The organism is Streptomyces sp. DSM 116795 (assembly GCF_055792905.1).
On the sequence record NZ_CM147707.1, the window covers coordinates 3,008,366 to 3,032,047 of the forward strand.

Genomic DNA, 23,682 nt, shown 5'->3' on the forward strand with positions numbered 1-23,682 from the left:
TGATGCAAGTGGGGAAGAGGAGTAGCGATCGGTCTCCTACTGTGACAGACACGCTCGATTGAGTACATAGTGCGCCAGCGGACGGTAGCTGTCGGACCGCGCAGCGTCATCGACAGGTACCGCAACCGACACCCTCCCCTCTGCCTGACCCACGAACGGCGCCGGATCATCCGTATCTGCGGGCCCGATTGCCTCAATACCCAACTGACCTGCTGCGCAGACCCATCCGTGGTCTCCGATGACGAGGTCCGGCAGCGGCCCGCCGTCCGCCATCGCCGCGGCGAGCACGGTCCGCAGCGGCAGCGGCGAATGCGTGTGCACACCCGGCGCACCGGCCGCCGGTCGCACGCCGGGCTCATGTATCAGTGCAACCCCGCGTGCATAGCCGAGGACGAGAGTGCGTACGCCGAACATGGTCGTTATGTCGACAGGTCGCCCCTCCGCTGATGTGAGGAGAGTGCATCCCGCCGACGAGAGAGCTGAGGCCAATGAGGCGTAGAAGCCCAGAAGCCGCCCCGGGTGACCCGTCCCCAGCAACACGGGAACGCGCCGCTCAGCCGCGCTGCGCAGCCGCCCGGCGAACGCGTCGAGCGCCGCGATGGTCCGCTCGGGGTCGATGGTGTCGTGTCCCGAGACGGTAGCGGGGTCGCCCGACACCCCGCAGGTTTCAGCCATGAGTGCGAGCAACGCCGGGACGGGCCAGTCGTGTTCGGGTTCGAGACCGATGAGGGCGCGAGGGTCGCGGGCCGCGAAGAGCCGGTAACGCCGGAGGCTCTTCTCCCGGCTGGTCGCGGTCGTTCCGGCCAGCCGGGACGCCAGCAGATGTGCGCGCAGCGCCCCCGCGCCGGGAGGCCCTTCGCCCGTCCGGTCGCTCCGTTCCGCTCCGCCGTCGCTGCCACTCAGCACACCGCCCATGCTCGCGGCTGAGCACCGCACCGGTGTCCCTCAGCGCCTGGGACCACCTGACGAATCCTTGTACGAGCGCGGGGGCACCGAGGCGCCGGTCGGCTACGGCATCAGCCCGTGCGCCGGGAAGACCGCTTTCCTGGTCGCGTGCACCGCACGGTCGAGCGAATCGGCAGGGTCGTAACCCGTCTCCGTCCACACTCGGCACACCGGCTCGCGTCCGTCCGTCATCCGCTGCGGGGCCACCGGACTGCCCGTACGCGCGTACACCATCTGCCGCCATGCGTCGGGGACTTCGGTCTCCGGCGGCACGGGCGCACCCGCGGCGATCGCGACGAGATGCGTCCACGTCCGCGGTACGACGTCGAACACCGCATATCCCCCGCCGCCGAGCGCGACCCAGCGCCCGTCCGCATACTCGTGCGCCCAGCCGTGGAGCGCCTCGGCCGCCGCACGCTGAGCGTCCACGCTCACGGCCAGGTGCGCCAGGGGGTCCTCGAAGTGGGTGTCCGCGCCGTGCTGCGTGACGAGCGCCTGCGGCTGGAATTCGCCGAGGAGTTCGGGGACCACACCGTGCAACGCCCGCAGCCAGCCCTCGTCACCGGTGCCGGCGGGCAGCGCCACGTTCACCGCTGTGCCCTCCGCATCCGGGCCACCGCTCTCCTCGGCCCAGCCCGTGCCGGGGAACAGCATCCGCGGGTGCTCGTGCAGCGAAATCGTCAGCACGCGCGGGTCGTTCCAGAACGCGTCCTGGACTCCGTCCCCGTGGTGCACATCGATGTCGACGTACGCGACCCGCTCGGCCCCCTGTTCCAGAAGCCGGGCGACGGCCAGTGCCGCGTCGTTGTAGATGCAGAACCCCGCGGCTGACGCGTGCATCGCATGGTGCAGCCCGCCGGCGAAGTTGATCCCGTGCTTCACGTCTCCGCGCCACACCGCGTCCGCGGCCGCCACCGACTGCCCGGCGATCAGCGACGAGGCCTCGTGCATGCCGGCGAAGGCTGGATCGTCGGGCGTGCCGAGCCCGAACTCCCCTGTCGCCGAATCAGGATCGTCGGAGACCCGGCGCACCGCATCGATGTAGTCCTGTCTGTGTACGAGCCGCAGTGTCGAATCCCCGGCCGCCTTCGCAGCCGCCACCTTCAGATCCTTGTGGGCGTCGAGCCCCAGTGCTTCGACCAGCCGCATCGTCAGCGCCAGCCGAACCGGATCCATCGGATGTCCCGGACCGAAGTCGTAGCCGGTGACTGCCTCGTCCCACATCAACTGTGCGCCGCCACTCATCCCGCCACCGTACCGGCCCGGTACCGGCACCCACCGAGGAGGCCACTCAGCCGGTTACGCGATCAACGCAGCCAGCTCTTCCATGCGGGAGAAGCAGGCACCGGCTCCGGACAGTCTCTCGGGAGGCGTCATGGCCGCGTACGCGTAGACGTCCATGCCTGCGGCGAGGGCGGCCTGCACACCCAGCGGGCTGTCCTCGACGACGGCACAGCGCTCGGGCCGCACGCCCATCTTCTCGGCGGCGAGCAGAAAGAGGTCCGGCGCCGGCTTGCCCTTCCCGACGTCCTGCGCGCTGAAGATGCGGCCCTCGCCGAAGCGTTCGTACAGGCCCGTCTTCCGCAGGGCCACTCTGATCCGCTCATGGCTGCCGGACGAGGCGACGCAGTACGGCACGCCGGCCGCATCCAGCTCCGAGAGCACCTCGTGCACACCGTCGACGGCCCTCAGCTCGCTGCGGAACGCGCTGAACACCCGCCCGTGGAAAGTCTCGTCGAAGTCACCGGGCAACCGACGTCCCGAACGCTCGTGCACCAGGTCGTGAATGCGGTGCACGGCCGCACCCATGTAGTCGCGGACCGACTCCTCGAATGTCGTCGGATGCCCCAACTCCGTCAGATATTCGGCGAGTACGCGGTTGGAGATCGGCTCGCTGTCCACCAGCACGCCGTCGTTGTCGAAGACGACCACGTCATAGCTGCCCATACGCGCAACTGTACGGGCACATGAAGAAGCCCCGTTGGTGTGGGTTGTGTTCCCATTCCAACGGGGCTTCTTCTACTGGTAGTTCGGCGGTGTCCTACTCTCCCACACGCTCCCGCATGCAGTACCATCGGCGCAGTAAGGCTTAGCTTCCGGGTTCGGAATGTGACCGGGCGTTTCCCTCACGCTATGACCACCGAAACACACCCCGGAAAAACCGTATCCGGCACCGGGGAAATCTTTGCGTGTCAGCAACAACGCTGTTCAATTGTATCTGTCAACGGTTGTTGTTTCAGATACCGCACAGTGGACGCGTAGCACATGTGGTCAAGCCCTCGGCTTATTAGTACCGGTCAACTCCAACCCTCACGGGTCTTCCATATCCGGCCTATCAACCCGGTCATCTCCCGGGAGCCTTAACCCCACACAGGGGGTGGGAGTCCTCATCTCGAAGCAGGCTTCCCGCTTAGATGCTTTCAGCGGTTATCCCTCCCGAACGTAGCCAACCAGCCATGCTCTTGGCAGAACAACTGGCACACCAGAGGTCCGTCCGTCCCGGTCCTCTCGTACTAGGGACAGCCCTTCTCAAGACTCCTACGCGCGCAGCGGATAGGGACCGAACTGTCTCACGACGTTCTAAACCCAGCTCGCGTACCGCTTTAATGGGCGAACAGCCCAACCCTTGGGACCGACTCCAGCCCCAGGATGCGACGAGCCGACATCGAGGTGCCAAACCATCCCGTCGATATGGACTCTTGGGGAAGATCAGCCTGTTATCCCCGGGGTACCTTTTATCCGTTGAGCGACGGCGCTTCCACAAGCCACCGCCGGATCACTAGTCCCGACTTTCGTCCCTGCTCGACCCGTCAGTCTCACAGTCAAGCTCCCTTGTGCACTTACACTCACCACCTGATGACCAACCAGGCTGAGGGAACCTTTGGGCGCCTCCGTTACATTTTAGGAGGCAACCGCCCCAGTTAAACTACCCACCAGACACTGTCCCTGATCCGGATCACGGACCCAGGTTAGACATCCAGCACGATCAGAGTGGTATTTCAACAACGACTCCACACCCGCTGGCGCGAATGCTTCACAGTCTCCCACCTATCCTACACAAACCGAACCGAACACCAATATCAAGCTATAGTAAAGGTCCCGGGGTCTTTCCGTCCTGCTGCGCGAAACGAGCATCTTTACTCGTAGTGCAATTTCACCGGGCCTATGGTTGAGACAGTCAAGAAGTCGTTACGCCATTCGTGCAGGTCGGAACTTACCCGACAAGGAATTTCGCTACCTTAGGATGGTTATAGTTACCACCGCCGTTTACTGGCGCTTAAGTTCTCAGCTTCGCCACACCGAAATGTGACTAACCGGTCCCCTTAACGTTCCAGCACCGGGCAGGCGTCAGTCCGTATACATCGCCTTACGGCTTCGCACGGACCTGTGTTTTTAGTAAACAGTCGCTTCTCGCTGGTCTCTGCGGCCACCACCAGCTCCCCCAGCACGTGGGATCACCAGCCGTGGCCCCCCTTCTCCCGAAGTTACGGGGGCATTTTGCCGAGTTCCTTAACCATAGTTCACCCGAACGCCTCGGTATTCTCTACCAGACCACCTGAGTCGGTTTAGGGTACGGGCCGCAACAGCACTCGCTAGAGGCTTTTCTCGACAGCATAGGATCATCCACTTCACCACAATCGGCTCGGCATCAGGTCTCAGGCCCATGTCATGCGGATTTACCTGCATGACGCCCTACACCCTTACCCCGGGACAACCACCGCCCGGGCTGGACTACCTTCCTGCGTCACCCCATCACTCACCTACTACAGACTCGGACCGCCGGCTCCACCACACCCACAGCATCCCGAAGGACACCGCAGGGGGCTTCACGGGCTTAGCATCACCTGATTCAGCGCTGGCGCACTGCCACGGGTACCGGAATATCAACCGGTTATCCATCGACTACGCCTGTCGGCCTCGCCTTAGGACCCGACTTACCCTGGGCAGATCAGCTTGACCCAGGAACCCTTAGTCAATCGGCGCACACGTTTCTCACGTATGTATCGCTACTCATGCCTGCATTCTCACTCGCATACCGTCCACAACTCGCTTACACGGCTGCTTCACCCGGCACACGACGCTCCCCTACCCACCCACACACCCGTTAGGGCTCACATATGAGTGACACGACGTCGGCGGTGTGCTTGAGCCCCGCTACATTGTCGGCGCGGAATCACTTGACCAGTGAGCTATTACGCACTCTTTCAAGGATGGCTGCTTCTAAGCCAACCTCCTGGTTGTCTCTGCGACTCCACATCCTTTCCCACTTAGCACACGCTTAGGGGCCTTAGTCGATGCTCTGGGCTGTTTCCCTCTCGACCATGGAGCTTATCCCCCACAGTCTCACTGCCGCGCTCTCACTTACCGGCATTCGGAGTTTGGCTAAGGTCAGTAACCCGGTAGGGCCCATCGCCTATCCAGTGCTCTACCTCCGGCAAGAAACACACGACGCTGCACCTAAATGCATTTCGGGGAGAACCAGCTATCACGGAGTTTGATTGGCCTTTCACCCCTAACCACAGGTCATCCCCCAGGTTTTCAACCCTGGTGGGTTCGGGCCTCCACGAAGTCTTACCTCCGCTTCACCCTGCCCATGGCTAGATCACTCCGCTTCGGGTCTTGAACACGCTACTAAACGCCCTCTTCGGACTCGCTTTCGCTACGGCTCCCCCACACGGGTTAACCTCGCAACATGCCGCAAACTCGCAGGCTCATTCTTCAAAAGGCACGCAGTCACGACGCACCAAGCAAGCTTGGCACGCGACGCTCCCACGGCTTGTAGGCACACGGTTTCAGGTACTCTTTCACTCCGCTCCCGCGGTACTTTTCACCATTCCCTCACGGTACTATCCGCTATCGGTCACCAGGGAATATTTAGGCTTGACGGGTGGTCCCGCCAGATTCACACAGGATTTCTCGGGCCCCATGCTACTCGGGTGTCTCTCCAACAAGCCGCTCATGTTTCAGCTACGGGGGTCTTACCCTCTACGCCGGGCCTTTCGCATACCCTTCGCCTACACAAACGGTTTCTCACTCGCCTCACAGCCGGCAGACCATGAAAAGAGAGATCCCACAACCCCGTACATGCAACCCCTGCCGGGTCTCACACACATACGGTTTAGCCTCATCCAGTTTCGCTCGCCACTACTCCCGGAATCACGGTTGTTTTCTCTTCCTGCGGGTACTGAGATGTTTCACTTCCCCGCGTTCCCTCCACACACCCTATACATTCAGATGCAGGTGACAGCCCATGACGACTGCCGGGTTTCCCCATTCGGACACCCCCGGATCACAGCTCGGTTGACAACTCCCCGGGGCCTATCGCGGCCTCCCACGTCCTTCATCGGTTCCTGGTGCCAAGGCATCCACCGTGCGCCCTTAAAAACTTGGCCACAGATGCTCGCGTCCACTGTCCAGTTCTCAAACAACAACCAGCCACCCACCACCCACGCCCACAGACGCAGTACACCAGGGCCGGCACCAAGAGACCCACGACCACACGGCCGTACTCTCAGACACCCAACAGCGCGCCCGGCCCCCGCCACCGGCCCGTCCTCCGTTCCACACCCCGACCGAAGACGAGGCAGTACTTGGATGACAGGCCCGCGACAGCAGACCGAATAGTCAACGTTCCACCCATGAGCAGACCACCGTCGGACATTCGCCGACGAAATGGCTCTGGACGGCAGGACCTCCGAACGGGAGGTGAACCCTGTCGCCACATGCTCCTTAGAAAGGAGGTGATCCAGCCGCACCTTCCGGTACGGCTACCTTGTTACGACTTCGTCCCAATCGCCAGTCCCACCTTCGACGGCTCCCTCCCACAAGGGGTTGGGCCACCGGCTTCGGGTGTTACCGACTTTCGTGACGTGACGGGCGGTGTGTACAAGGCCCGGGAACGTATTCACCGCAGCAATGCTGATCTGCGATTACTAGCGACTCCGACTTCATGGGGTCGAGTTGCAGACCCCAATCCGAACTGAGACCGGCTTTTTGAGATTCGCTCCACCTCACGGCATCGCCACTCATTGTACCGGCCATTGTAGCACGTGTGCAGCCCAAGACATAAGGGGCATGATGACTTGACGTCGTCCCCACCTTCCTCCGAGTTGACCCCGGCAGTCTCCCGTGAGTCCCCAGCACCACAAGGGCCTGCTGGCAACACGAGACAAGGGTTGCGCTCGTTGCGGGACTTAACCCAACATCTCACGACACGAGCTGACGACAGCCATGCACCACCTGTACACCGACCACAAGGGGGACCCTGTCTCCAGGGTTTTCCGGTGTATGTCAAGCCTTGGTAAGGTTCTTCGCGTTGCGTCGAATTAAGCCACATGCTCCGCCGCTTGTGCGGGCCCCCGTCAATTCCTTTGAGTTTTAGCCTTGCGGCCGTACTCCCCAGGCGGGGCACTTAATGCGTTAGCTGCGGCACGGACAACGTGGAATGTCGCCCACACCTAGTGCCCAACGTTTACGGCATGGACTACCAGGGTATCTAATCCTGTTCGCTCCCCATGCTTTCGCTCCTCAGCGTCAGTATCGGCCCAGAGATCCGCCTTCGCCACCGGTGTTCCTCCTGATATCTGCGCATTTCACCGCTACACCAGGAATTCCGATCTCCCCTACCGAACTCCAGCCTGCCCGTATCGAATGCAGACCCAGGGTTAAGCCCCGGGCTTTCACATCCGACGCGACAAGCCGCCTACGAGCTCTTTACGCCCAATAATTCCGGACAACGCTTGCACCCTACGTATTACCGCGGCTGCTGGCACGTAGTTAGCCGGTGCTTCTTCTGCAGGTACCGTCACTCACGCTTCTTCCCTGCTGAAAGAGGTTTACAACCCGAAGGCCGTCATCCCTCACGCGGCGTCGCTGCATCAGGCTTCCGCCCATTGTGCAATATTCCCCACTGCTGCCTCCCGTAGGAGTCTGGGCCGTGTCTCAGTCCCAGTGTGGCCGGTCGCCCTCTCAGGCCGGCTACCCGTCGTCGCCTTGGTAGGCCATCACCCCACCAACAAGCTGATAGGCCGCGGGCTCATCCTGCACCGCCGAAGCTTTCCACCACCAGAGCATGCGCCCGGCAGTCCCATACGGTATTAGACCCCGTTTCCAGGGCTTGTCCCGAAGTGCAGGGCAGATTGCCCACGTGTTACTCACCCGTTCGCCACTAATCCCCGGCCGAAACCGGTTCATCGTTCGACTTGCATGTGTTAAGCACGCCGCCAGCGTTCGTCCTGAGCCAGGATCAAACTCTCCGTGAATGCCTCAAAAAGACAAACCACAAAGAGCGGCACAACCAGGAGGAATAATCCCGGCATGCCAGCACCCTCGCTGTCATCAAAGAAATCCACACCCCTCAAAAACCCGGGATGCGGGGTATCAACATATCTGGCGTTGACTTTTAGCACGCTGTTGAGTTCTCAAAGAACGGACGCTTCCATCACAACCCTGCCACAGGCCACTCCGGGCGCTTCCCTCTCGGTAAACCCGACACTATCAGATCCGAATTCCCGGTCCTGACGGACCGGATTTCCATCCTGAAACCCCTGCCGGGAGGGGGCGCCTTCCGACGCGGCCGCCACATTAGAGGAACTCCCCCGACACCTCAAAATCGAGACGCCACACAACCCACACCGAACTGATTTCCGCACACACAAGCACACGAAAAACAGCCCCGCAGGACGGGGAAGAACACTTCAGTAGAGACTGCCGCCGAACGGCAAGAGCGTCGCCGGAGGAGCCATGGAGACGGCTGACCGGCAACTGTTGGAGCGTACACCACGCTCGGAAGGTCCCCCAAACCCGCTCCGGGCAGGGGCTCGTACGGCGGGCGAGGGTGAATCAGCCCTTTCCGGCGGCCAGTTCGCGGCTGCGGTCGCGTGCCGCCTCCAGGGCGTCGAGGACTGCGGCGCGCACGCGGTGGTTCTCGAGCTCACGGATCGCGTTGATGGTGGTGCCTGCCGGCGAAGTCACGTTCTCCCGCAGGGTCACAGGATGGTCGCCGCTGTCGCGGAGCATCGCGGCGGCGCCGATAGCGGCCTGGACGATGAGGTCGTGAGCCTTGTCACGCGGGAGCCCGAGCAGGATGCCGGCGTCCGTCATCGCCTCGACGAGGAAGTAGAAGTAGGCCGGCCCGGAGCCCGACAGGGCGGTGGCGGCGTCCTGTTGGCTCTCGGGGACCCGGAGGGTCTTGCCGACGCCGTTGAAGATCTCTTCCGCGAGGGCGAGATGGGCCTCCGTGGCGTGGGTGCCCGCGGAGACGACGGACATGGCCTCGTCCACGAGAGCTGGGGTGTTGGTCATGACACGGACCACCGGGGTGCCGGCCTGGAAGCGCTCCTCGAAGAGCGACGTCGGCAGGCCGGCGGCGCCGGTGATGACGAGACGTTCGGCGGGGGTGTGCGGTGCCAGTTCGTCCAGGAGGGTCGGCATGTCCTGCGGCTTGACCGTGAGGATGAGGGTGTCCGCGCGTTTGGCGGCCTCGGTGTTGCTCACAGCCTCGACGCCGTGTCGTTCACTCAGTTCGCGGGCCCGTTCGGGACGTCGTGCCGTGACCAGGAGGTTGGACTGTGACCAGCCGCCCCTGAGCATTCCGGAGAGCAGAGCCTCACCGATCTTGCCTGTGCCGAGGACGGCGACTTTCTGGGTCATGGGGTGGTTCACCTCGTCCAGTGCGTACGCGTGCTCCTTCTCATCCTCGCACCGGTACGTGAGCTGCGGCGCGGCCGTCCGGCTGGTGGATGGGGCGCGGCCGCACGGTCATGGCGTACGGCGCCGGAGGGTCGCCGCGCCCACGAGGAGGACGAGGAGGGCCGAGCCCGCGACGATGACCGCGTCCCGTACGAATTCGCCGGTCGGGTCGGTGTGCTGGAGCACCTCGTTCATGCCGTCCACGGCGTACGACATGGGCAGCACGTTCGAGATGTACTCGAGGACGGGCTGCATGGTGTCGCGCGGCGCGAAGAGGCCGCAGAGAAGGATCTGCGGAAAGATGATCGCCGGCATGAACTGCACCACCTGGAACTCCGACGTGGCGAAGGCACTCACGAAGAGCCCGAGGGCGGTGCCGAGAACGGCGTCGAGCAGGGCGATCAGGAGCAGCATCCCGGGCGAACCGGCGAAGTCGAGGTCGAGGAGCCACACGGCGACGCCGGTGGCGATGGACGCCTGGAGGACGGCGAGGACGCCGAATGCCAGTGCGTAACCGGCGATCAGGTCGCCCTTCCCCAGCGGCATCGACAGCAGTCGCTCAAGGGTGCCCGAGGTTCGTTCGCGGAGGGTGGCGATGGAGGTGACCAGGAACATCGTCACCAGCGGGAAGATGCCGAGCAGGGAGGCGCCGATGGCGTCGAAGGCGCGCCGGTCGGCGTCGAAGACGTAGTAGAGCAGGACGAGGAGCAGGACGGGCACCAACAGCAATAGGGCGATCGTGCGGCGGTCGTGGCTGAGCTGGCGCAGTACGCGCCGGGCGGTGGCGGTGGTCCGGGCCGGATTCATGGCAGGTGTTCTCCGCGGTGCAGGGGCCAGAGGGCGGGGTCGGGGGACCGGCAGGGGTCCGGGTCAGGAGGCGGCTGCTGCCTCTGCCCTGCGGGCCTCGTCCACGAGGTGCAGGAAGGCGCTTTCGACCGAGTCGGTGTGCGTACGGGTGCGGAGGGCGTCCGGCGACTCGTTGGCAAGCAGCCGGCCCGAGCGCATGAGCAGGAGGTTCTGGCAGCGGTCCGCCTCGTCCATGACGTGGGAGGAGATGAGAAGGGTGGTGCCGTTCTCAGCGGCGAGGCGGTGGAAGAGGTTCCACAGGTCGCGCCGGAGCACCGGGTCGAGGCCGACGGTCGGCTCGTCGAGGACCAGGAGCTCGGGCGAGCCGAGCAGGGCGACGGCGAGCGAGACGCGGGAGTGCTGACCTCCGGAGAGGTTCCCGGTGAGGGAGTCGGCGTGTGAGGTGAGGTCCACGTCGCTCAACGCCCGGTCCACCGCCTCGGCGCGCTGCCGGCGGGGGATTCCGAGCACGGCGGCGTAGTAGTCGAGGTTCTGGCGCGCGGTCAGGTCGCCGTACACGGACGGGTCCTGCGTGACGTAGCCGACGCGTGCGCGCAGGGGTGCCGAGCCGGCGGAGCGGCCCAGCACTTCGAGGGTGCCGGTGACCTTGGCCTGGGTGCCGACGATGGCACGCATGAGCGTGGACTTGCCGCAGCCGGACGGGCCGAGCAGGCCGGTGACGATGCCGGAGGGGACGTCGAAGGTGAGGTCGTCGACGACCGTCCGGCCACCTCGGACGACGCTGAAGCGGGACGCGTGCACGGCGGGACGGGCCGGCCCGTGGGCGTCGCGCTCGTCCGGCCCTGCGGGACGTTTATTCATCATGCGATGAATTGTGTGGCGGGCCGCTCGCCCGCGTCAAGCGCCGGGTGACGGCTCCCTTCGCCGGACCACGCGGGACGGGGTCGGGATACAGCCATCTGTACGTCGCTTTTCACGCGGAGTGCATGTGCCGACTTGCAAACGTTCACGTACCGATTGACACAATGAAGCCATCTGTCAACGGGTGGGCGAGAGGCGCGAGGGAGGCTTGATGGCGGCGGACGGACGCAGCTGTGTACGGGCATTCGTCAGCGCCGTGATCATGCTGCTCGCCACCCTCCTGGGCGCGGAGTGCGCATCCGCACAGGTCGCGGCGCAGGGTCTGCGTCCCGTCCCGGTGGCCGTCTCGTACACGACGCTTCCGCACGAGCATTCCGGCTCGGCCGAGGACGACAGCAAGCCGCGGCACGGGCCGCGCCGCTCGGCCGGGGTCAAGGCGCCCGCAGGGACTCGTGGACATGTGTGCGACTGCGATTTCCGTACGCGGTCGACCTACTGCTACTCCAAGAATGTCACCGTGCGTGACGGCGCTCCGAGCGGCCGTTCCGTCGGCCTGCACGTGCTGTATCAGACGTTCCGCTGCTGATCTCTCGCGCGGCCGCGTCTGCGTCCCCATGCGCTCGCGCTCGGACCGGGCCGGCCGGGCCCGCCGGACCGGACCGCGCCGCCTGACGCGGCCGCCCGCGCGCTCCCTTTCTGCTCCCCTCCCCTCCCCTCCCCTCCCCTCCTCGTGCAGCGAACCGTTCAGCCAACCGTGCAGCGACACCTATGACCTGTCGCGCCGGGCCCCGCCGCGCCGCCGTGCGCCGTGGGCCGGCGCGGCGGGCTGGAGATGCCTCATGCCTACGAAATTCAAGGCCCGCGCGACCCTGCGGGCCGATGTCACCGCGTCCCTTGTCGTCTTCCTCGTCGCACTGCCCTTGTGCGTCGGCATCGCCGTCGCATCCGGTGTGCCTGCCGAACTGGGCCTGGTCACCGGGATCGTGGGCGGGCTCGTCGTCGGGGCGCTGCCGGGCAGCAGCCTCCAGGTGAGCGGCCCTGCGGCGGGCCTGACCGTACTCGTCTACGAGTCCGTGCAGTCGTACGGTCTCGGCGTGCTCGGCGTCCTCGTGCTGGCCGCCGGACTGCTGCAACTGGCCATGGGCGCACTGCGCCTCGGCAGATGGTTCCGGGCGATCTCCGTCTCCGTCGTGCAGGGCATGCTCGCGGGGATCGGGATGGTGCTGATCGCCGGGCAGGTGTACGCGCTCGCCGATGCTGAGGCGCCCGCCGGGGGGCCCGGGAAGATCATGGGCCTTCCCGGCCTCGCCGGTGAACTGCTCGGCGGGGGCGGCGCACTGGCCGCGGCCGCGGTGGGAACGGGGACCGTCGCCGTACTCGTCGTCTGGCCGAAGTGGCAGCGCGCGTCGAAGGTGCTGCCCGCACCGCTGGCGGCCGTCGGCCTGGCGACCGCGGCGACCTTCGTGCTCGACCTGCCCGTCGCCCGCGTACGGGTGCAGGGCCTGCTGGAGGCCGTACAGCCGCCCGGCGCGGAGGACTTCGGGGCGCTGCTGTCGTTCGGCGTGGCCGCGTCCGTCCTCGCCTTCACGCTCATCGCCTCGGCCGAGTCCCTCTTCAGCGCGGCAGCCGTGGACCGGCTGCACGACGGTCCCCGTACGGATTACGACAAGGAGCTGATGGCGCAGGGCGCGGGCAACACGGTCTGCGGCGCGCTGGGCGCACTGCCGATGACGGCCGTCATCGTGCGCAGCTCCGCGAACGTGTCGGCGGGCGCGCGCACCAAGCTCTCCCGTGTGCTGCACGGGGTGTGGCTGCTGCTCTTCGTGGCGGCGCTGCCGGGGGCGCTGGGGATCATTCCGGTGGCCGCGCTGGCGGGGGTGCTGGTGCACGCGGGCTGGAAGCTGATTCCGGTACGGGAGTTCGTGCCGCTGTGGCGGGAGCACCGGGCGGAGGCGGTGGTGCTGGCGGTGACGGCTTTCGCCATCGTGGGGATCAACATGTTCGAGGGCGTGCTGATCGGGCTGCTGCTGGCGGTGGTCAAGTCGGCGTGGGAGATCTCGCACGTACAGGTCGAGACGGAGGAGGCGGGCAGGGGTCAGGCGCTGCGCGTACGGGTCCTGGGGAATGCGACCTTCCTGCGGCTTCCCAAGCTGCTGGACCAGCTGGAGGCTCTCCCGCGGGACCGGGCCGTGGAGCTCAATCTGGCGGGGCTGCGGCACGTCGACCACGCGTGCGGGATGGCGCTGGCCGCGTGGGAGGAGGAGCACAACTCCCGTGCCGGGGCGGGCTCTTCGGCGTCCGGTGAGCCGTCTTCGGGGTCCTCGGGTTCGCCGGGTTCCCCGGGGTCTTCGGGTTCCTCGGGGTCGTCGGGTTCCTCGTCCGCTCCGGATTCCCCGGGTACCGCGGCGGGTGCGCGGCACTCCTCGCCGTGAGGCGGGAGGCGGAAGCCCGGGAGGCGGCCGTCCCGGCCGGGGTCATTCGACCTCGCGCATCAACTTCTGCTCCATGGAGTTGATGGAACGCCGTGCCGTGGTGAGCTCTTCGATGCTGCGCCGGTGCAACTCGACGTTGTCCTCCAGCAGTTCCGCGTACTTGCGGGCGAGCTCCTTGTACTGCTCCTCGCGGGCCGCGAGCATGCGGGCGCGCCACGTCGCGGCGATCTGCCACACGAGCACGATCAGCAGGACGAACACGCCCGCGGTCCCGATGGCCGCTGCCCAGACTCCGGCGGGGTCGGCGGCCGCGAGGCCGAACGGTGACTGACTCACTTCGCTGCCTCTTTCTCCGGCTGGTGCACGGCGTGTGCGCGCATCCGATGATGCGCACACGGCTGTCAGGCCGGGAAAGACAAAACGGTGATTATGGGGGGCCGGTCAGGGTTCTCCCCGAGACGGTTCCGGGTGCCCCCGCGGAGGCACCCGGACGTCGTTCGTACGGCGGCGCCGGACTGGTCAGCTGCCGCCGCCGAGCTGAGTCAGATCGCGCACCGCGCCCTTGTCGGCGCTGGTGGCCATGGCCGCGTACGCACGGAGGGCCGTGGAGACCTTGCGCTCGCGGTCGCGGGGGGCGTAGGCGCCGTTCAGCGCGGCACGGCGGGCGTCGAGTTCCGCGTCGGGGACGTTCAGCCGCATGGTGCGGTTCGGGATGTCGATGACGATCTCGTCATCGGTCTCGACGAGCGCGATCGTGCCGCCGCCGGCCGCCTCCGGGGAGACGTGGCCGATGGACAGGCCCGAAGTGCCGCCCGAGAAACGTCCGTCGGTGATGAGTGCGCAGGCCTTGCCGAGCCCGCGGCCCTTGAGGAAGGACGTGGGGTAGAGCATCTCCTGCATGCCGGGACCGCCCTTGGGCCCCTCGTAGCGGATGACGACGACGTCGCCCTCCTTGACCTGCTTGGCGAGGATGGCTTCGACGGCCTGCTCCTGCGACTCGCAGACCACGGCGGGCCCGGTGAAGGTCAGGATCGACTCGTCCACGCCCGCCGTCTTCACGACGCAGCCGTTCTCGGCGAGGTTGCCGTAGAGGACGGCGAGGCCGCCCTCCTGGGAGTAGGCGTGCTCGATGTCGCGGATGCAGCCGCCCGCGGCGTCCGTGTCGAGGGAGCCCCAGCGCTCGGACTGCGAGAACGCCGAAGCGGAACGGACGCAGCCGGGCGCGGCGTGGAAGAGCTCCGTGGCCTTCGCGGAGGGCGAGCCGCCGCGGATGTCCCAGCTCTTGAGCCAGTCGGCCAGCGACGGTGAGTGCACGCTGTGCACGTCCTCGTTGAGCAGCCCGGCACGGTAGAGCTCGCCGAGGATGGCGGGGATGCCGCCGGCGCGGTGCACGTCCTCCATGTAGTACGTGCCGTTCGGCGCGACCTTGGTCAGACAGGGCAGCGAGCGGGAGAGCGCGTCGATGTCCGCCATGGTGAAGTCGAGTTCGGCCTCCTGGGCGGCGGCCAGCAGGTGAAGGATCGTGTTGGTGGAGCCGCCCATGGCGATGTCGAGGGCCATGGCGTTCTCGAAGGCGGCGCGGCTGCCGATGCTGCGGGGCAGCACGGTCTCGTCGTCCTGCTCGTAGTGGCGCGTGGCCAGCTCGACGACCGTACGCCCGGCGTCCTCGTAGAGCGCCTTGCGGGCGGTGTGGGTGGCGAGCACCGAGCCGTTGCCGGGGAGGGAGAGGCCCATGGCCTCGGTGAGGCAGTTCATCGAGTTGGCGGTGAACATGCCGGAACAGGAGCCGCAGGTGGGGCAGGCGCTGTCCTCGATGCGGCGCATGTCCTCGTCCGAGACGCTCTCGTTCGCGGACTCGGAGATGGCGCTGATCAGGTCGAGCTTGCGGACCGTGCCGTTGACCAGGGCCGCCGTGCCGGACTCCATCGGGCCGCCGGAGACGAAGACGGTGGGGATGTTGAGGCGCATCGCGGCGTTGAGCATCCCGGGCGTGATCTTGTCGCAGTTGGAGATGCAGATCAGCGCGTCGGCGCAGTGCGCCTCCGTCATGTACTCGACCGAGTCCGCGATCAGGTCCCGGGAGGGCAGCGAGTAGAGCATGCCGCCGTGGCCCATGGCGATGCCGTCGTCGACGGCGATGGTGTTGAACTCACGGGGGATGCCGCCGGCCGCGTGGATCGCCTCGCTGACGATCCGGCCGACCGGCTGCAGGTGGGTGTGGCCCGGCACGAACTCCGTGAAGCTGTTGGCCACGGCGATGATCGGCTTGCCGAAGTCCTCGCGCGCTACGCCCGAGGCCTGCATGAGGGCTCGGGCGCCCGCCATGTTGCGGCCGTGGGTGACGGTGCGGGACCTCAGCTCGGGCATGGTGGCACTCCTCGTACGGTGCGCTCGCCGTCCGGCGGAACGCTGTGTCGTCCGGTGCGGGCCGGCCGGCGCCTGCGTCTGCGGCGCCTCGGCTCGGGGGCGGCCCGGCCGGGCACGGCTCACACGATCGGTGGCCCCCGAGGGTACGCCTCCACGACCGTGATCCGGACCACGGGATCACATGCTGAGACCGACGGGCCGAGTGTGCGCCGGGGCTGTCCTGTGCAGGTGCGCCGGGGGCGTCTCCGCCTTCGTACGCCGGATCCGTCCCGCCCAGGTGCGCCGGGGCCGTACCGGCCCGGGCCTCAGCCGGTCAGATGCCGCTGCACGACGGGCGCCAGCCGCGGGATCAGGGTCTCGGGCGGCGCGGAGGCGATCGGCTCGACCTTGATCACGTAACGCAGCATGGCCGTGCCGACGAGCTGGGCCATCGCCAGCTCCACCCGCAGCTCCGGGTCCGGCCTGTCCAGGCCACCTGCGACGCGCTCCAGCAGGTTGCGTGTGATGAGCCCCCGGAAGATGGACGCGGCGGTCTCGTTGTTGACGGCGGAACGCATGATGGCCAGCAGCGGATCACGCGTTACGGCGTCCTCCCAGATCCTGAAGATGTAGCCGACGAGCTGTTCGCCCCACTCCTCGGGGTTGCCGGAGAGCAGCAGGTCCGGAATGCCCAGCGCGGGCGCGAACGCGCCCTGCACGGCGGCGGAGAAGACCTGCTCCTTGGTACCGAAGTAGTGGTGCACGAGGGCGGAGTCCACGCCGGCGCCGCGCGCGATCGCACGGATCGACGCCTTCTCGAAGCCGCGCTCGGCGAACTCCGTACGTGCCGAGCTCAGGATCCGGTCCCGCGCCGCCGGCTCTCCCGCGGTCTTCTGCGCGGAGGCGGGGCGGCCGCGTCTGCGTACCGGCCGCCCCCCGGCGCTCACCGCTGCCCCTGCGGGGAGGCGCCCCTTACGGCTGCCGGCGCGAGGTGAAGTCGGGTGTACGCGAGCGCCTCGGCGAGGTCGGTCTCGCGCTCGGCCGCCGACATGGCCCGGCGGGTGTTGACCTCGACGACGACGTGGCCGTCGAAGCCGTTCTCGCCGAGGCGTTCGAGCAGCTCCGCGCACGGCTGCGTGCCACGCCCCGGGACCAGGTGCTCGTCCTTGTTGGAGCCGTTGCCGTCGGCGATGTGCACGTGGCCCAGCCGGTCGCCCATGCGGTCCAGCATGGCGAGGGTGTCCGAGCGCGAGGTCGCGGTGTGCGACAGGTCGATCGTGAAGTGCCGGTAGTCGTCCTGCGTGGGGTCCCAGTCGGGCGCGTACGCCAGCATCTCGCGGTCGCGGTAGCGCCAGGGGAACATGTTCTCGACGGCGAAGCGCACATCCGTCTCGCCCGCCATCCGCCACACCCCGCGCACGAAGTCCCGCGCGTAGTTGCGCTGCCATCTGAAGGGCGGATGCACCACGACCGTCGACGCTCCGAGCCGCTCCGCCGCCTGGCGGGCGCGCTGGAGCTTCACCCAGGGGTCCGTGGACCAGACGCGCTGAGTGATCAGCAGACAGGGGGCGTGTACGGCGAGCACGGGCACGCCGTGGAAGTCGGAGAGGCGGCGCAGTGCCTCGATGTCCTGGCTGACCGGGTCCGTCCACACCATGACCTCGACGCCGTCGTAGCCCAGGCGCGCGGCGATCTCGAAGGCCGTCGCCGTCGACTCCGGATAGACGGAGGCCGTGGACAGGGCGACCTTCACATCGGGGACGCGCGCAGCAGGTTGAACCACAGCAGACAGCCTAAGGCTCCCGCCGGATGATCATCCCGGGAGCCGGAGACCGCCCCACTGCGGCACACCCGCTGGTCGTCCCGCTGGTCACGACGCTGCCGCACGGGCCCGCGGACGCCGCGTCCGCGCCCGTACGGCCGCGGTCGCCGTGAGCGATCTCACGAGCCGCGCAGATGGTCGAGGCGGCGCAGGATCACGCCTTCGCGCAGGGCCCAGGGGCAGATTTCGGCCTCCTGGACCCGGAAAAGATCCATCGCCCCCTCCGCGACGAGGGCGCCGGCGAGGAGTTGGCGTGCCCTGCCCTCGGAGACGCCGGGCAGCTCGGCCCGTTCCGCCGAGGGCATCGCGGCGAGGCGCGGGACCCACTCCTCCAGCGCGGCGTGGCTCAACCGCCGGTCGACGTAAGGGCCTTCGGCGGTGCGTGCCGCTCCCGCGATACGTGCGAGCTGCTTGAACGTCTTGGACGTGGCCACCACGTGATCCGGCGTGTTGAAGCGGCTGAACTCGCCGACGACACGGGCGATCTCGGCCCGTACGTGGCGGCGCAGCGCCCGCAGATCGTCTGTGTCCGGAGGATCGCCCGGCAGCCACCCGGTGGTGAGACGGCCCGCGCCGAGCGGGAGCGAGACGGCGGCGTCCGGCTCCTCGTCCTGCCCGAAGGCGATCTCCAGCGAGCCGCCGCCGATGTCGAGGAGCAGCAACTGGCCCACGGACCAGCCGAACCAGCGGCGCGCGGCGAGGAAGGTGAGCCGCGCCTCGTCCTCGCCGGTGAGCACCTCCAGCTTGACGCCGGTCTCCTCGGCGACGCGGGAGAGGACGTACTCGGCGTTGGCCGCTTCGCGCACCGCCGACGTGGCGAAAGGGAGGACGTCCTCGACACCCTGGTCCTCGGCGACGCGCAGGGCATCGGCGACGGTGGTGGCGAGGCGGTCCACTCCGTCGGAGCTGATCGCGCCCTCGCTGTCGAGGAGTTCGGCGAGTCTGAGCTCTGCCTTGTGCGAGTAGGCGGGAAGCGGGCGCGCGCCGGAATGCGCGTCTACGACGAGAAGGTGGACCGTGTTAGAGCCCACGTCGAGGACACCGAGTCTCATACGGTCACGCTAGCCGTTTCCGGTGTCACCACGGCTACGCTGGGGCACGTGGGAAAGACGAAAGCGGCGAAGCGCCGGAAGCAGGGCGGACAGGCAAAGCCGGGACAGCCCGGGCAACAGGCCCAACAGGCCCAACAGGCCCAGGAGGCACAGAGGGCTCACGAGGTTCGCGGACCGCGCCGTCCCGATGGATGGGGCGCGGGCGACGAAGCCGGTGACGAGGCCGTCGGCGACCGGGACGGCGCCGCCCCCCGTACCGAGGAGACCGGCCTCGACTTCCCGCGGGCGTGGGTGGAGTTCCCCGACCCCGCCGACGACGAACAGGTCTTCCGCTGCGATCTGACCTGGCTCACCTCGCGCTGGCACTGCGTCTTCGGGCAGGGCTGCCACGGCATCCGCCAGGGCCGGGCGGACGACGGCTGCTGCACGCTGGGGGCGCACTTCGCCGACGAGGAGGACGAGGAGCGTGTGGCCTCGCACGTCGCGCGGCTGACGCCGGAGACCTGGCAGTTCCACGACGTGGGCACGGAGTCGGGCTGGGTCGAGAACGACGAGGACGACGGGGAACGGCAGACGCGCCGCTGGGAAGGCGCCTGCATCTTCAACAACCGGCCCGGATTCTCCGGCGGTCAGGGCTGCGCACTGCACAAGCTCGCCCTGCGGGAGGGGCGGGAACCGCTCGAGACGAAGCCCGACGTGTGCTGGCAACTGCCCATCCGCAGAACCTTCGAGTGGGTCGAGCAGGCGGACGGCGAGCAGGTGCTGGTCGTCTCGATCGGCGAGTACGACAGACGGGGCTGGGGCCCGGGCGGCCACGATCTGCACTGGTGGTGCACCTCGGCGCCCTCGGCTCACGGGGCGGGCGAGCCCGTATACCTCTCGTACAGGCCGGAGTTGACCGAGCTGATGGGCGAGGCGGGGTACGAGACCCTCGCAGAGCTGTGCGAACAGCGCCTGCACGCCGTCGATCCGCGCGCGGACTCGCGCTTCGCACCGTTGCCGCTGCTGGCCCCTCACCCGGCCGATCCGCGGCCGCCACGGAGCTGAACGGCGGGCCGCAAGGCGTCCGTTGAACGTACGGGCGCCGGCTGTCTGCTCCGGACACAAGGACGCCGGCGCGGCCCTGAGCCGCGCCGGCCGGCGCTCGTCGAGCCCGTCGCGTCAGGCGGGTGACGAGCTGGGGCCGCCGGAGGAGGGGGGATCCGAAGGCGGCGGGGTGCTCGGATCTTCCGACGGCGGCGGAGTCGTGGGGTCGTCGGACGGGGGCGGCGTCGTCGGGTCGTCGGACGGCGGCGGCGTCGGGGAGGTGGACCCGCTGCCCCGGCCCTGGATGGTGACGACCGCGCCCGACGGCGCGACCCGGATGTGCGCCGACCATGCCCCTGCCGGCTCGCGGTTGCGCAGCACGGTGACCCGGACGGTGGTGCTCTCGCCGGGGCGCAGCACACCGCTCATACGGCTGAAGGCCAGCCACGAGGCGTCACCGGACATCGACCAGCGCACGGGTGAACCGCCGCTCGCCGTAAGCCTGATGAGGGTCGCGCCCGACACGGGCCGGGCGTCGACCGTCAGTCTCCCGGCGCCTGTGCCCCGGCCGTCCTTGCCCTTGCCGTCCCTGCCGTCGGCGCCCGAACGGCCGTGCTTCTTCCTGGAGTCGGCGTCCTTGTCGTGCTTGCGGTGGCCGTCGTGAGTGCGCGCACCGTCTTCTGCGGCGTTCTCGAACGGCTGCCCACGCAGGGCCGATTCCTCGTCGCGCCCTGCAGAGACGGACGAGCCTTCGGACTCGCCGGTCAGCGGCGCTCCCCGGTAGGCGGCCCACAGCGCGAGCACCGGAGCCGCGATGACCGTGGCCACGACCGTGGTGGTCACGGCCCTGCTGCGCAGCCTGTCGCGGCGGGCGCTGCGGTCCTTGATCTCCACGGGGAACCCGGTCTTGTCGAAGCGGGGGGTGTGCCTGCAGCGCGCACGCCGTACTGCGAGCACGGCCGCTTCGACAGCCGGACGCGGAGCCTCCAGCACGGCCAGCACCGCAGTGCCCGCGGGGGCAGTGCCGGGCCAGGCGACCCCGGACATGGCACGCTCGGCGGCGCGGCGGCAGTGCGTGCACTCGTCCACATGCTTCACGAGCTCGCGGCGGAAGGCGGGACCGAGCAGCAGCTGATCCTCCCCCGCGAGCCCCGAAACCGCGGGGCAGCCACCGGACTTGACGACGGCGAGCGCGGCGCGGGTGCGCTCCACCTCGCAGGCGGCCTGGGAGAGCAGCACACTCGCGGCCTCGGCGCTCAGCGAAAGCACGGCGGCGACCTCGTGCGCGGGCAGCCCGTGCCGTACGGCCAGTTCAAGGGCCTCACGCTGCTCGGGCGTGGTGCCCGCGGCCTCGGGCCACGCGAGGGCGGCGAGGTCGCGGCGGCGCTGGGTGCGGGCGGCGTCGGTCAGATGCGGAGCGGTGGCCGCGACCGTGCCGCGGCCTGCGTCACGGCTGCTCTGCTCGGCCAGACGGCGCAGGCAGACCCAGCGTGCGAGCGCGTACAGCCACGGCCGCTGAAGGGTGCGGCGGGAGGGTGCGCGGTCGCGCTCGTGCTGCCGTTGGGCGAGCACGAGCGCTTCGCCGACAGCGCTGATGGCCGAGTCGTGCTCACACATCACCGACAGGCAGTACGTGAACAGACCGTCCATGTACGGCTCGTAGCGCGCCATGCCGCGCTCCGGCGACTCGTCCGCAGCCACCGTGCCGGCCTGGGCCGTCGCAACGGAGGCCGGGCCGGAGCCGGTTGTGCGCCCGGCGGCCGCACGCCCGCGGCCGCCCGCGGGCGAGGGGACCGTGCCGGCGGTGGCGCCCGCCGTGCGCTCGGTGCCGGACGTGCCGCCGTCCGTGCCGTCGGCGACGGCCGAAGTCGCCGCCCGGGCCGTGCCGTTCGTGGCGGCGTCCGGCGAGGCTCCGGCTCTGCTGAAGACCTTGGACCGGCCGGAGCTCTGGTGCCGCTTCGGCCGCCGCACCGAGTGCGCACGGTGGGCGCCGGTGGTGTGCGTGGGGTGGTCGCGCCTGCTGCTCATCACCCGGAGACGGTAGGCGGGCGGCGCTTCCGCTGCGGACCCAGTTGCCCAGGTTTAATCCTTACGGGTGACCATCTCCCACGAAAGGGGATGTGCGGCACCTCGAAGGGCCCAGTCCGTTCACTCGTGGGTGACGTCCGGGGGCGCGGAGACCGGGCGGTGGCCACCGGACGGAGCGCGGGCGGCCGTGCCCGTTCCGGCCCGTACCGGCGATGTCGGTGCCGCCGTCTACGGTGACGTCCATGGCTGCCCGCAAACCCTCCGCCAAGGACCGCCCCACGTACCGCTGTTCCGAGTGCGGCTGGCAGACCGCCAAGTGGCTCGGCCGCTGCCCGGAGTGCCACGCATGGGGCACGGTCGACGAGGCGGGCGGTGCCCCCGCCGCGCGTACGACCACGCCCGGCCGTGTCTCGGCGTCCGCCCTCCCCATCGGCCAGGTGGACAGCACACAGGTCGCCGCGCGCAGCACCGGCGTCCCCGAGCTGGACCGGGTGCTCGGCGGCGGGCTCGTGCCCGGCGCGGTGGTCCTGGTCGCGGGCGAGCCCGGCGTGGGCAAGTCGACGCTGCTGCTCGACGTGGCGGCCAAGGCCTCCGACGAGGCCCATCACACGCTCTACGTCACGGGCGAGGAGTCCGCGGGCCAGGTGCGGCTGCGCGCCGACCGCATCGGCGCCATCGGCGACCACCTCTATCTCGCGGCGGAGACGGACCTCTCCGCCGTCCTGGCCCATCTGGACGAGGTGAAGCCGAGCCTGCTGATCATGGACTCCGTACAGACCGTCGCGTCGCCCGAACTCGACGGCGCGGCGGGCGGAGTCGCACAGGTGAGGGAGGTGGCCGCCGCCCTCATCCGGGTCTCCAAGGAACGCGGCATGTCCACGCTGCTCGTCGGCCACGTGACGAAGGACGGCTCGATCGCGGGGCCGCGCCTGCTGGAGCATCTCGTCGACGTCGTCCTGCACTTCGAGGGGGACCGGCACGCGCGCCTCCGCCTGGTGCGCGGCGTGAAGAACCGGTACGGGACGACCGACGAGGTCGGCTGCTTCGAGCTGCACGACGAGGGCATCACCGGCCTCGCCGACCCCTCGGGGCTGTTCCTGACCCGGCGTGCCGAGCCCGTGCCGGGCACCTGCCTGACGGTGACGCTGGAGGGCCGCCGTCCCCTCGTCGCGGAGGTGCAGGCCCTGACGGTGGACAGTCAGATCCCCTCACCGCGGCGCACGACCTCGGGCCTGGAGACGTCCCGTGTCTCGATGATGCTGGCGGTGCTGGAGCAGCGCGGCCGGATCAGCGCTCTCGGCAAGCGGGACATCTACAGCGCGACGGTGGGCGGCGTGAAGCTCTCCGAGCCGGCCGCCGACCTCGCGATTGCGCTGGCGCTCGCGAGCGCGGCGAGCGACACCCCGCTCCCGAAGAACCTGGTCGCCATAGGCGAGGTGGGTCTCGCGGGCGAGGTGCGGCGGGTCACGGGCGTGCAGCGGAGGCTCGCGGAGGCGGCCCGCCTGGGCTTCACGCACGCCCTCGTACCGGCCGACCCCGGCAGGATCCCGGAGGGCATGCGGGTGCGCGAGGTCGCGGACATAGGGGAGGCCCTGGCGGTGCTGCCCGTACGGTCGAGGGCGTCCGGCTCGCTCCAGCCGGGTCCCGCCGCGCCAGCGCAGTAGGGAGGGGC

The 23,682-nt window shown here is 68.3% G+C and carries 17 protein-coding genes and 3 rRNA genes; 5 read left to right on the forward strand and 15 right to left on the reverse strand.

Going from position 1 to position 23,682, the window contains the following annotated elements; all coding sequences use genetic code 11:
* Window positions 1-36: 36 nt before the first annotated feature.
* The 9 genes from ACSMXX_RS12910 to ACSMXX_RS12950 all read right to left on the reverse strand — a co-directional run bounded on the left by ACSMXX_RS12910 (window position 37) and on the right by ACSMXX_RS12950 (window position 11,307).
* Window positions 37-834 (reverse strand): phosphatase, encoded by a 798-nt coding sequence (locus ACSMXX_RS12910; RefSeq protein WP_473184760.1) that lies wholly within the window; start codon window positions 832-834, stop codon window positions 37-39.
* Window positions 835-1,008: 174 nt separating this feature from the next.
* A complete protein-coding gene (locus ACSMXX_RS12915; RefSeq protein WP_473184167.1) occupies window positions 1,009-2,190 on the reverse strand; it encodes an acetoin utilization protein AcuC in 1,182 nt (393 codons plus the stop codon).
* A gap of 54 nt (window positions 2,191-2,244) precedes the next feature.
* Window positions 2,245-2,892 carry an HAD family hydrolase gene (locus ACSMXX_RS12920; protein ID WP_473184168.1) on the reverse strand — a complete coding sequence of 216 codons (648 nt, stop codon included), beginning with the start codon at window positions 2,890-2,892 and terminating at the stop codon, window positions 2,245-2,247.
* Window positions 2,893-2,973: 81 nt separating this feature from the next.
* A 5S ribosomal RNA gene (gene rrf / locus ACSMXX_RS12925) occupies window positions 2,974-3,090 on the reverse strand.
* A gap of 122 nt (window positions 3,091-3,212) precedes the next feature.
* Window positions 3,213-6,338 (reverse strand): 23S ribosomal RNA (locus tag ACSMXX_RS12930).
* A gap of 341 nt (window positions 6,339-6,679) precedes the next feature.
* Window positions 6,680-8,207, reverse strand: a 16S ribosomal RNA gene (locus ACSMXX_RS12935).
* Together the 16S, 23S and 5S rRNA genes form the textbook arrangement of a ribosomal RNA operon.
* A 580-nt stretch (window positions 8,208-8,787) precedes the next feature.
* Window positions 8,788-9,597 (reverse strand): pyrroline-5-carboxylate reductase, encoded by an 810-nt coding sequence (gene proC / locus ACSMXX_RS12940; protein WP_473184169.1) that lies wholly within the window; start codon window positions 9,595-9,597, stop codon window positions 8,788-8,790.
* Window positions 9,598-9,705: 108 nt separating this feature from the next.
* Window positions 9,706-10,443: an ABC transporter permease gene (locus tag ACSMXX_RS12945; RefSeq protein ID WP_473184170.1), complete on the reverse strand. Its 738-nt coding sequence runs from the start codon at window positions 10,441-10,443 to the stop codon at window positions 9,706-9,708.
* Window positions 10,444-10,506: 63 nt separating this feature from the next.
* Entirely contained in the window at window positions 10,507-11,307 is an 801-nt protein-coding gene (locus tag ACSMXX_RS12950) for an ABC transporter ATP-binding protein (protein WP_473184171.1), read from the reverse strand.
* 208 nt (window positions 11,308-11,515) lie between these two features.
* Here ACSMXX_RS12950 and ACSMXX_RS12955 point away from each other — a divergent pair, with 208 nt between their 5' ends.
* Window positions 11,516-11,890 carry a hypothetical protein gene (locus tag ACSMXX_RS12955; protein ID WP_473184172.1) on the forward strand — a complete coding sequence of 125 codons (375 nt, stop codon included), beginning with the start codon at window positions 11,516-11,518 and terminating at the stop codon, window positions 11,888-11,890.
* Between the two features lie 253 nt (window positions 11,891-12,143).
* The gene (locus tag ACSMXX_RS12960; protein ID WP_473184173.1) at window positions 12,144-13,736 is read left to right on the forward strand and encodes a SulP family inorganic anion transporter; all 1,593 of its coding nucleotides are present in this window, start codon (window positions 12,144-12,146) and stop codon (window positions 13,734-13,736) included.
* Between the two features lie 42 nt (window positions 13,737-13,778).
* Here the strand turns inward: ACSMXX_RS12960 and ACSMXX_RS12965 are convergent, their stop codons facing one another.
* The 4 genes from ACSMXX_RS12965 to ACSMXX_RS12980 form a co-directional block, all read right to left on the reverse strand.
* Window positions 13,779-14,072: a hypothetical protein gene (locus tag ACSMXX_RS12965; protein ID WP_473184174.1), complete on the reverse strand. Its 294-nt coding sequence runs from the start codon at window positions 14,070-14,072 to the stop codon at window positions 13,779-13,781.
* Window positions 14,073-14,255: 183 nt separating this feature from the next.
* A complete protein-coding gene (gene ilvD, locus ACSMXX_RS12970) occupies window positions 14,256-16,103 on the reverse strand; it encodes a dihydroxy-acid dehydratase (protein WP_473184175.1) in 1,848 nt (615 codons plus the stop codon).
* A 305-nt stretch (window positions 16,104-16,408) separates the two neighbouring features.
* Window positions 16,409-17,029 carry a TetR/AcrR family transcriptional regulator gene (locus ACSMXX_RS12975; RefSeq protein WP_473184176.1) on the reverse strand — a complete coding sequence of 207 codons (621 nt, stop codon included), beginning with the start codon at window positions 17,027-17,029 and terminating at the stop codon, window positions 16,409-16,411.
* A complete protein-coding gene (locus ACSMXX_RS12980; protein WP_473184177.1) occupies window positions 17,026-17,865 on the reverse strand; it encodes a sugar phosphate isomerase/epimerase family protein in 840 nt (279 codons plus the stop codon). The genes ACSMXX_RS12975 and ACSMXX_RS12980 overlap by 4 nt, the downstream gene beginning before the upstream one ends.
* A 26-nt stretch (window positions 17,866-17,891) precedes the next feature.
* On the opposite strand from ACSMXX_RS12980, the gene ACSMXX_RS12985 reads away from it, so the two are divergent.
* Window positions 17,892-18,017, forward strand: coding sequence for a hypothetical protein (locus ACSMXX_RS12985; protein ID WP_473184178.1), 126 nt, complete (start codon window positions 17,892-17,894; stop codon window positions 18,015-18,017).
* Between the two features lie 6 nt (window positions 18,018-18,023).
* Here ACSMXX_RS12985 and ACSMXX_RS12990 read toward each other — a convergent pair whose 3' ends face one another.
* The gene (locus ACSMXX_RS12990; protein WP_473184179.1) at window positions 18,024-18,956 is read right to left on the reverse strand and encodes a Ppx/GppA family phosphatase; all 933 of its coding nucleotides are present in this window, start codon (window positions 18,954-18,956) and stop codon (window positions 18,024-18,026) included.
* Between the two features lie 48 nt (window positions 18,957-19,004).
* On the opposite strand from ACSMXX_RS12990, the gene ACSMXX_RS12995 reads away from it, so the two are divergent.
* Window positions 19,005-20,003, forward strand: coding sequence for a DUF3109 family protein (locus tag ACSMXX_RS12995; protein ID WP_473184180.1), 999 nt, complete (start codon window positions 19,005-19,007; stop codon window positions 20,001-20,003).
* A gap of 114 nt (window positions 20,004-20,117) precedes the next feature.
* On the opposite strand, the gene ACSMXX_RS13000 is transcribed toward ACSMXX_RS12995, so the two are convergent.
* Complete coding sequence (locus ACSMXX_RS13000) at window positions 20,118-22,010, reverse strand: hypothetical protein (protein WP_473184181.1); 1,893 nt, start codon at window positions 22,008-22,010, stop codon at window positions 20,118-20,120.
* A gap of 242 nt (window positions 22,011-22,252) precedes the next feature.
* Here ACSMXX_RS13000 and radA point away from each other — a divergent pair, with 242 nt between their 5' ends.
* On the forward strand, window positions 22,253-23,674 hold the full coding sequence (gene radA / locus ACSMXX_RS13005; RefSeq protein ID WP_473184182.1) for a DNA repair protein RadA: 1,422 nt from the start codon (window positions 22,253-22,255) through the stop codon (window positions 23,672-23,674).
* Window positions 23,675-23,682 lie beyond the last annotated feature (8 nt).

What these genes read in the sequence shown, in the direction of transcription:
- ACSMXX_RS12955 (WP_473184172.1), top strand. Translation starts at nt 11,516, where the DNA reads ATGGCGGCGGACGGACGCAGCTGTGTACGGGCATTCGTCAGCGCCGTG.
- radA (WP_473184182.1), top strand. Translation starts at nt 22,253, where the DNA reads ATGGCTGCCCGCAAACCCTCCGCCAAGGACCGCCCCACGTACCGCTGT.
- ACSMXX_RS12960 (WP_473184173.1), top strand. Translation starts at nt 12,144, where the DNA reads ATGCCTACGAAATTCAAGGCCCGCGCGACCCTGCGGGCCGATGTCACC.
- ACSMXX_RS12915 (WP_473184167.1), bottom strand. Translation starts at nt 2,190, where the DNA reads ATGAGTGGCGGCGCACAGTTGATGTGGGACGAGGCAGTCACCGGCTAC.
- ilvD (WP_473184175.1), bottom strand. Translation starts at nt 16,103, where the DNA reads ATGCCCGAGCTGAGGTCCCGCACCGTCACCCACGGCCGCAACATGGCG.
- proC (WP_473184169.1), bottom strand. Translation starts at nt 9,597, where the DNA reads ATGACCCAGAAAGTCGCCGTCCTCGGCACAGGCAAGATCGGTGAGGCT.
- ACSMXX_RS12945 (WP_473184170.1), bottom strand. Translation starts at nt 10,443, where the DNA reads ATGAATCCGGCCCGGACCACCGCCACCGCCCGGCGCGTACTGCGCCAG.
- ACSMXX_RS12985 (WP_473184178.1), top strand. Translation starts at nt 17,892, where the DNA reads ATGATCATCCCGGGAGCCGGAGACCGCCCCACTGCGGCACACCCGCTG.
- ACSMXX_RS12920 (WP_473184168.1), bottom strand. Translation starts at nt 2,892, where the DNA reads ATGGGCAGCTATGACGTGGTCGTCTTCGACAACGACGGCGTGCTGGTG.
- ACSMXX_RS12990 (WP_473184179.1), bottom strand. Translation starts at nt 18,956, where the DNA reads ATGAGACTCGGTGTCCTCGACGTGGGCTCTAACACGGTCCACCTTCTC.
- ACSMXX_RS13000 (WP_473184181.1), bottom strand. Translation starts at nt 22,010, where the DNA reads ATGAGCAGCAGGCGCGACCACCCCACGCACACCACCGGCGCCCACCGT.
- ACSMXX_RS12950 (WP_473184171.1), bottom strand. Translation starts at nt 11,307, where the DNA reads ATGATGAATAAACGTCCCGCAGGGCCGGACGAGCGCGACGCCCACGGG.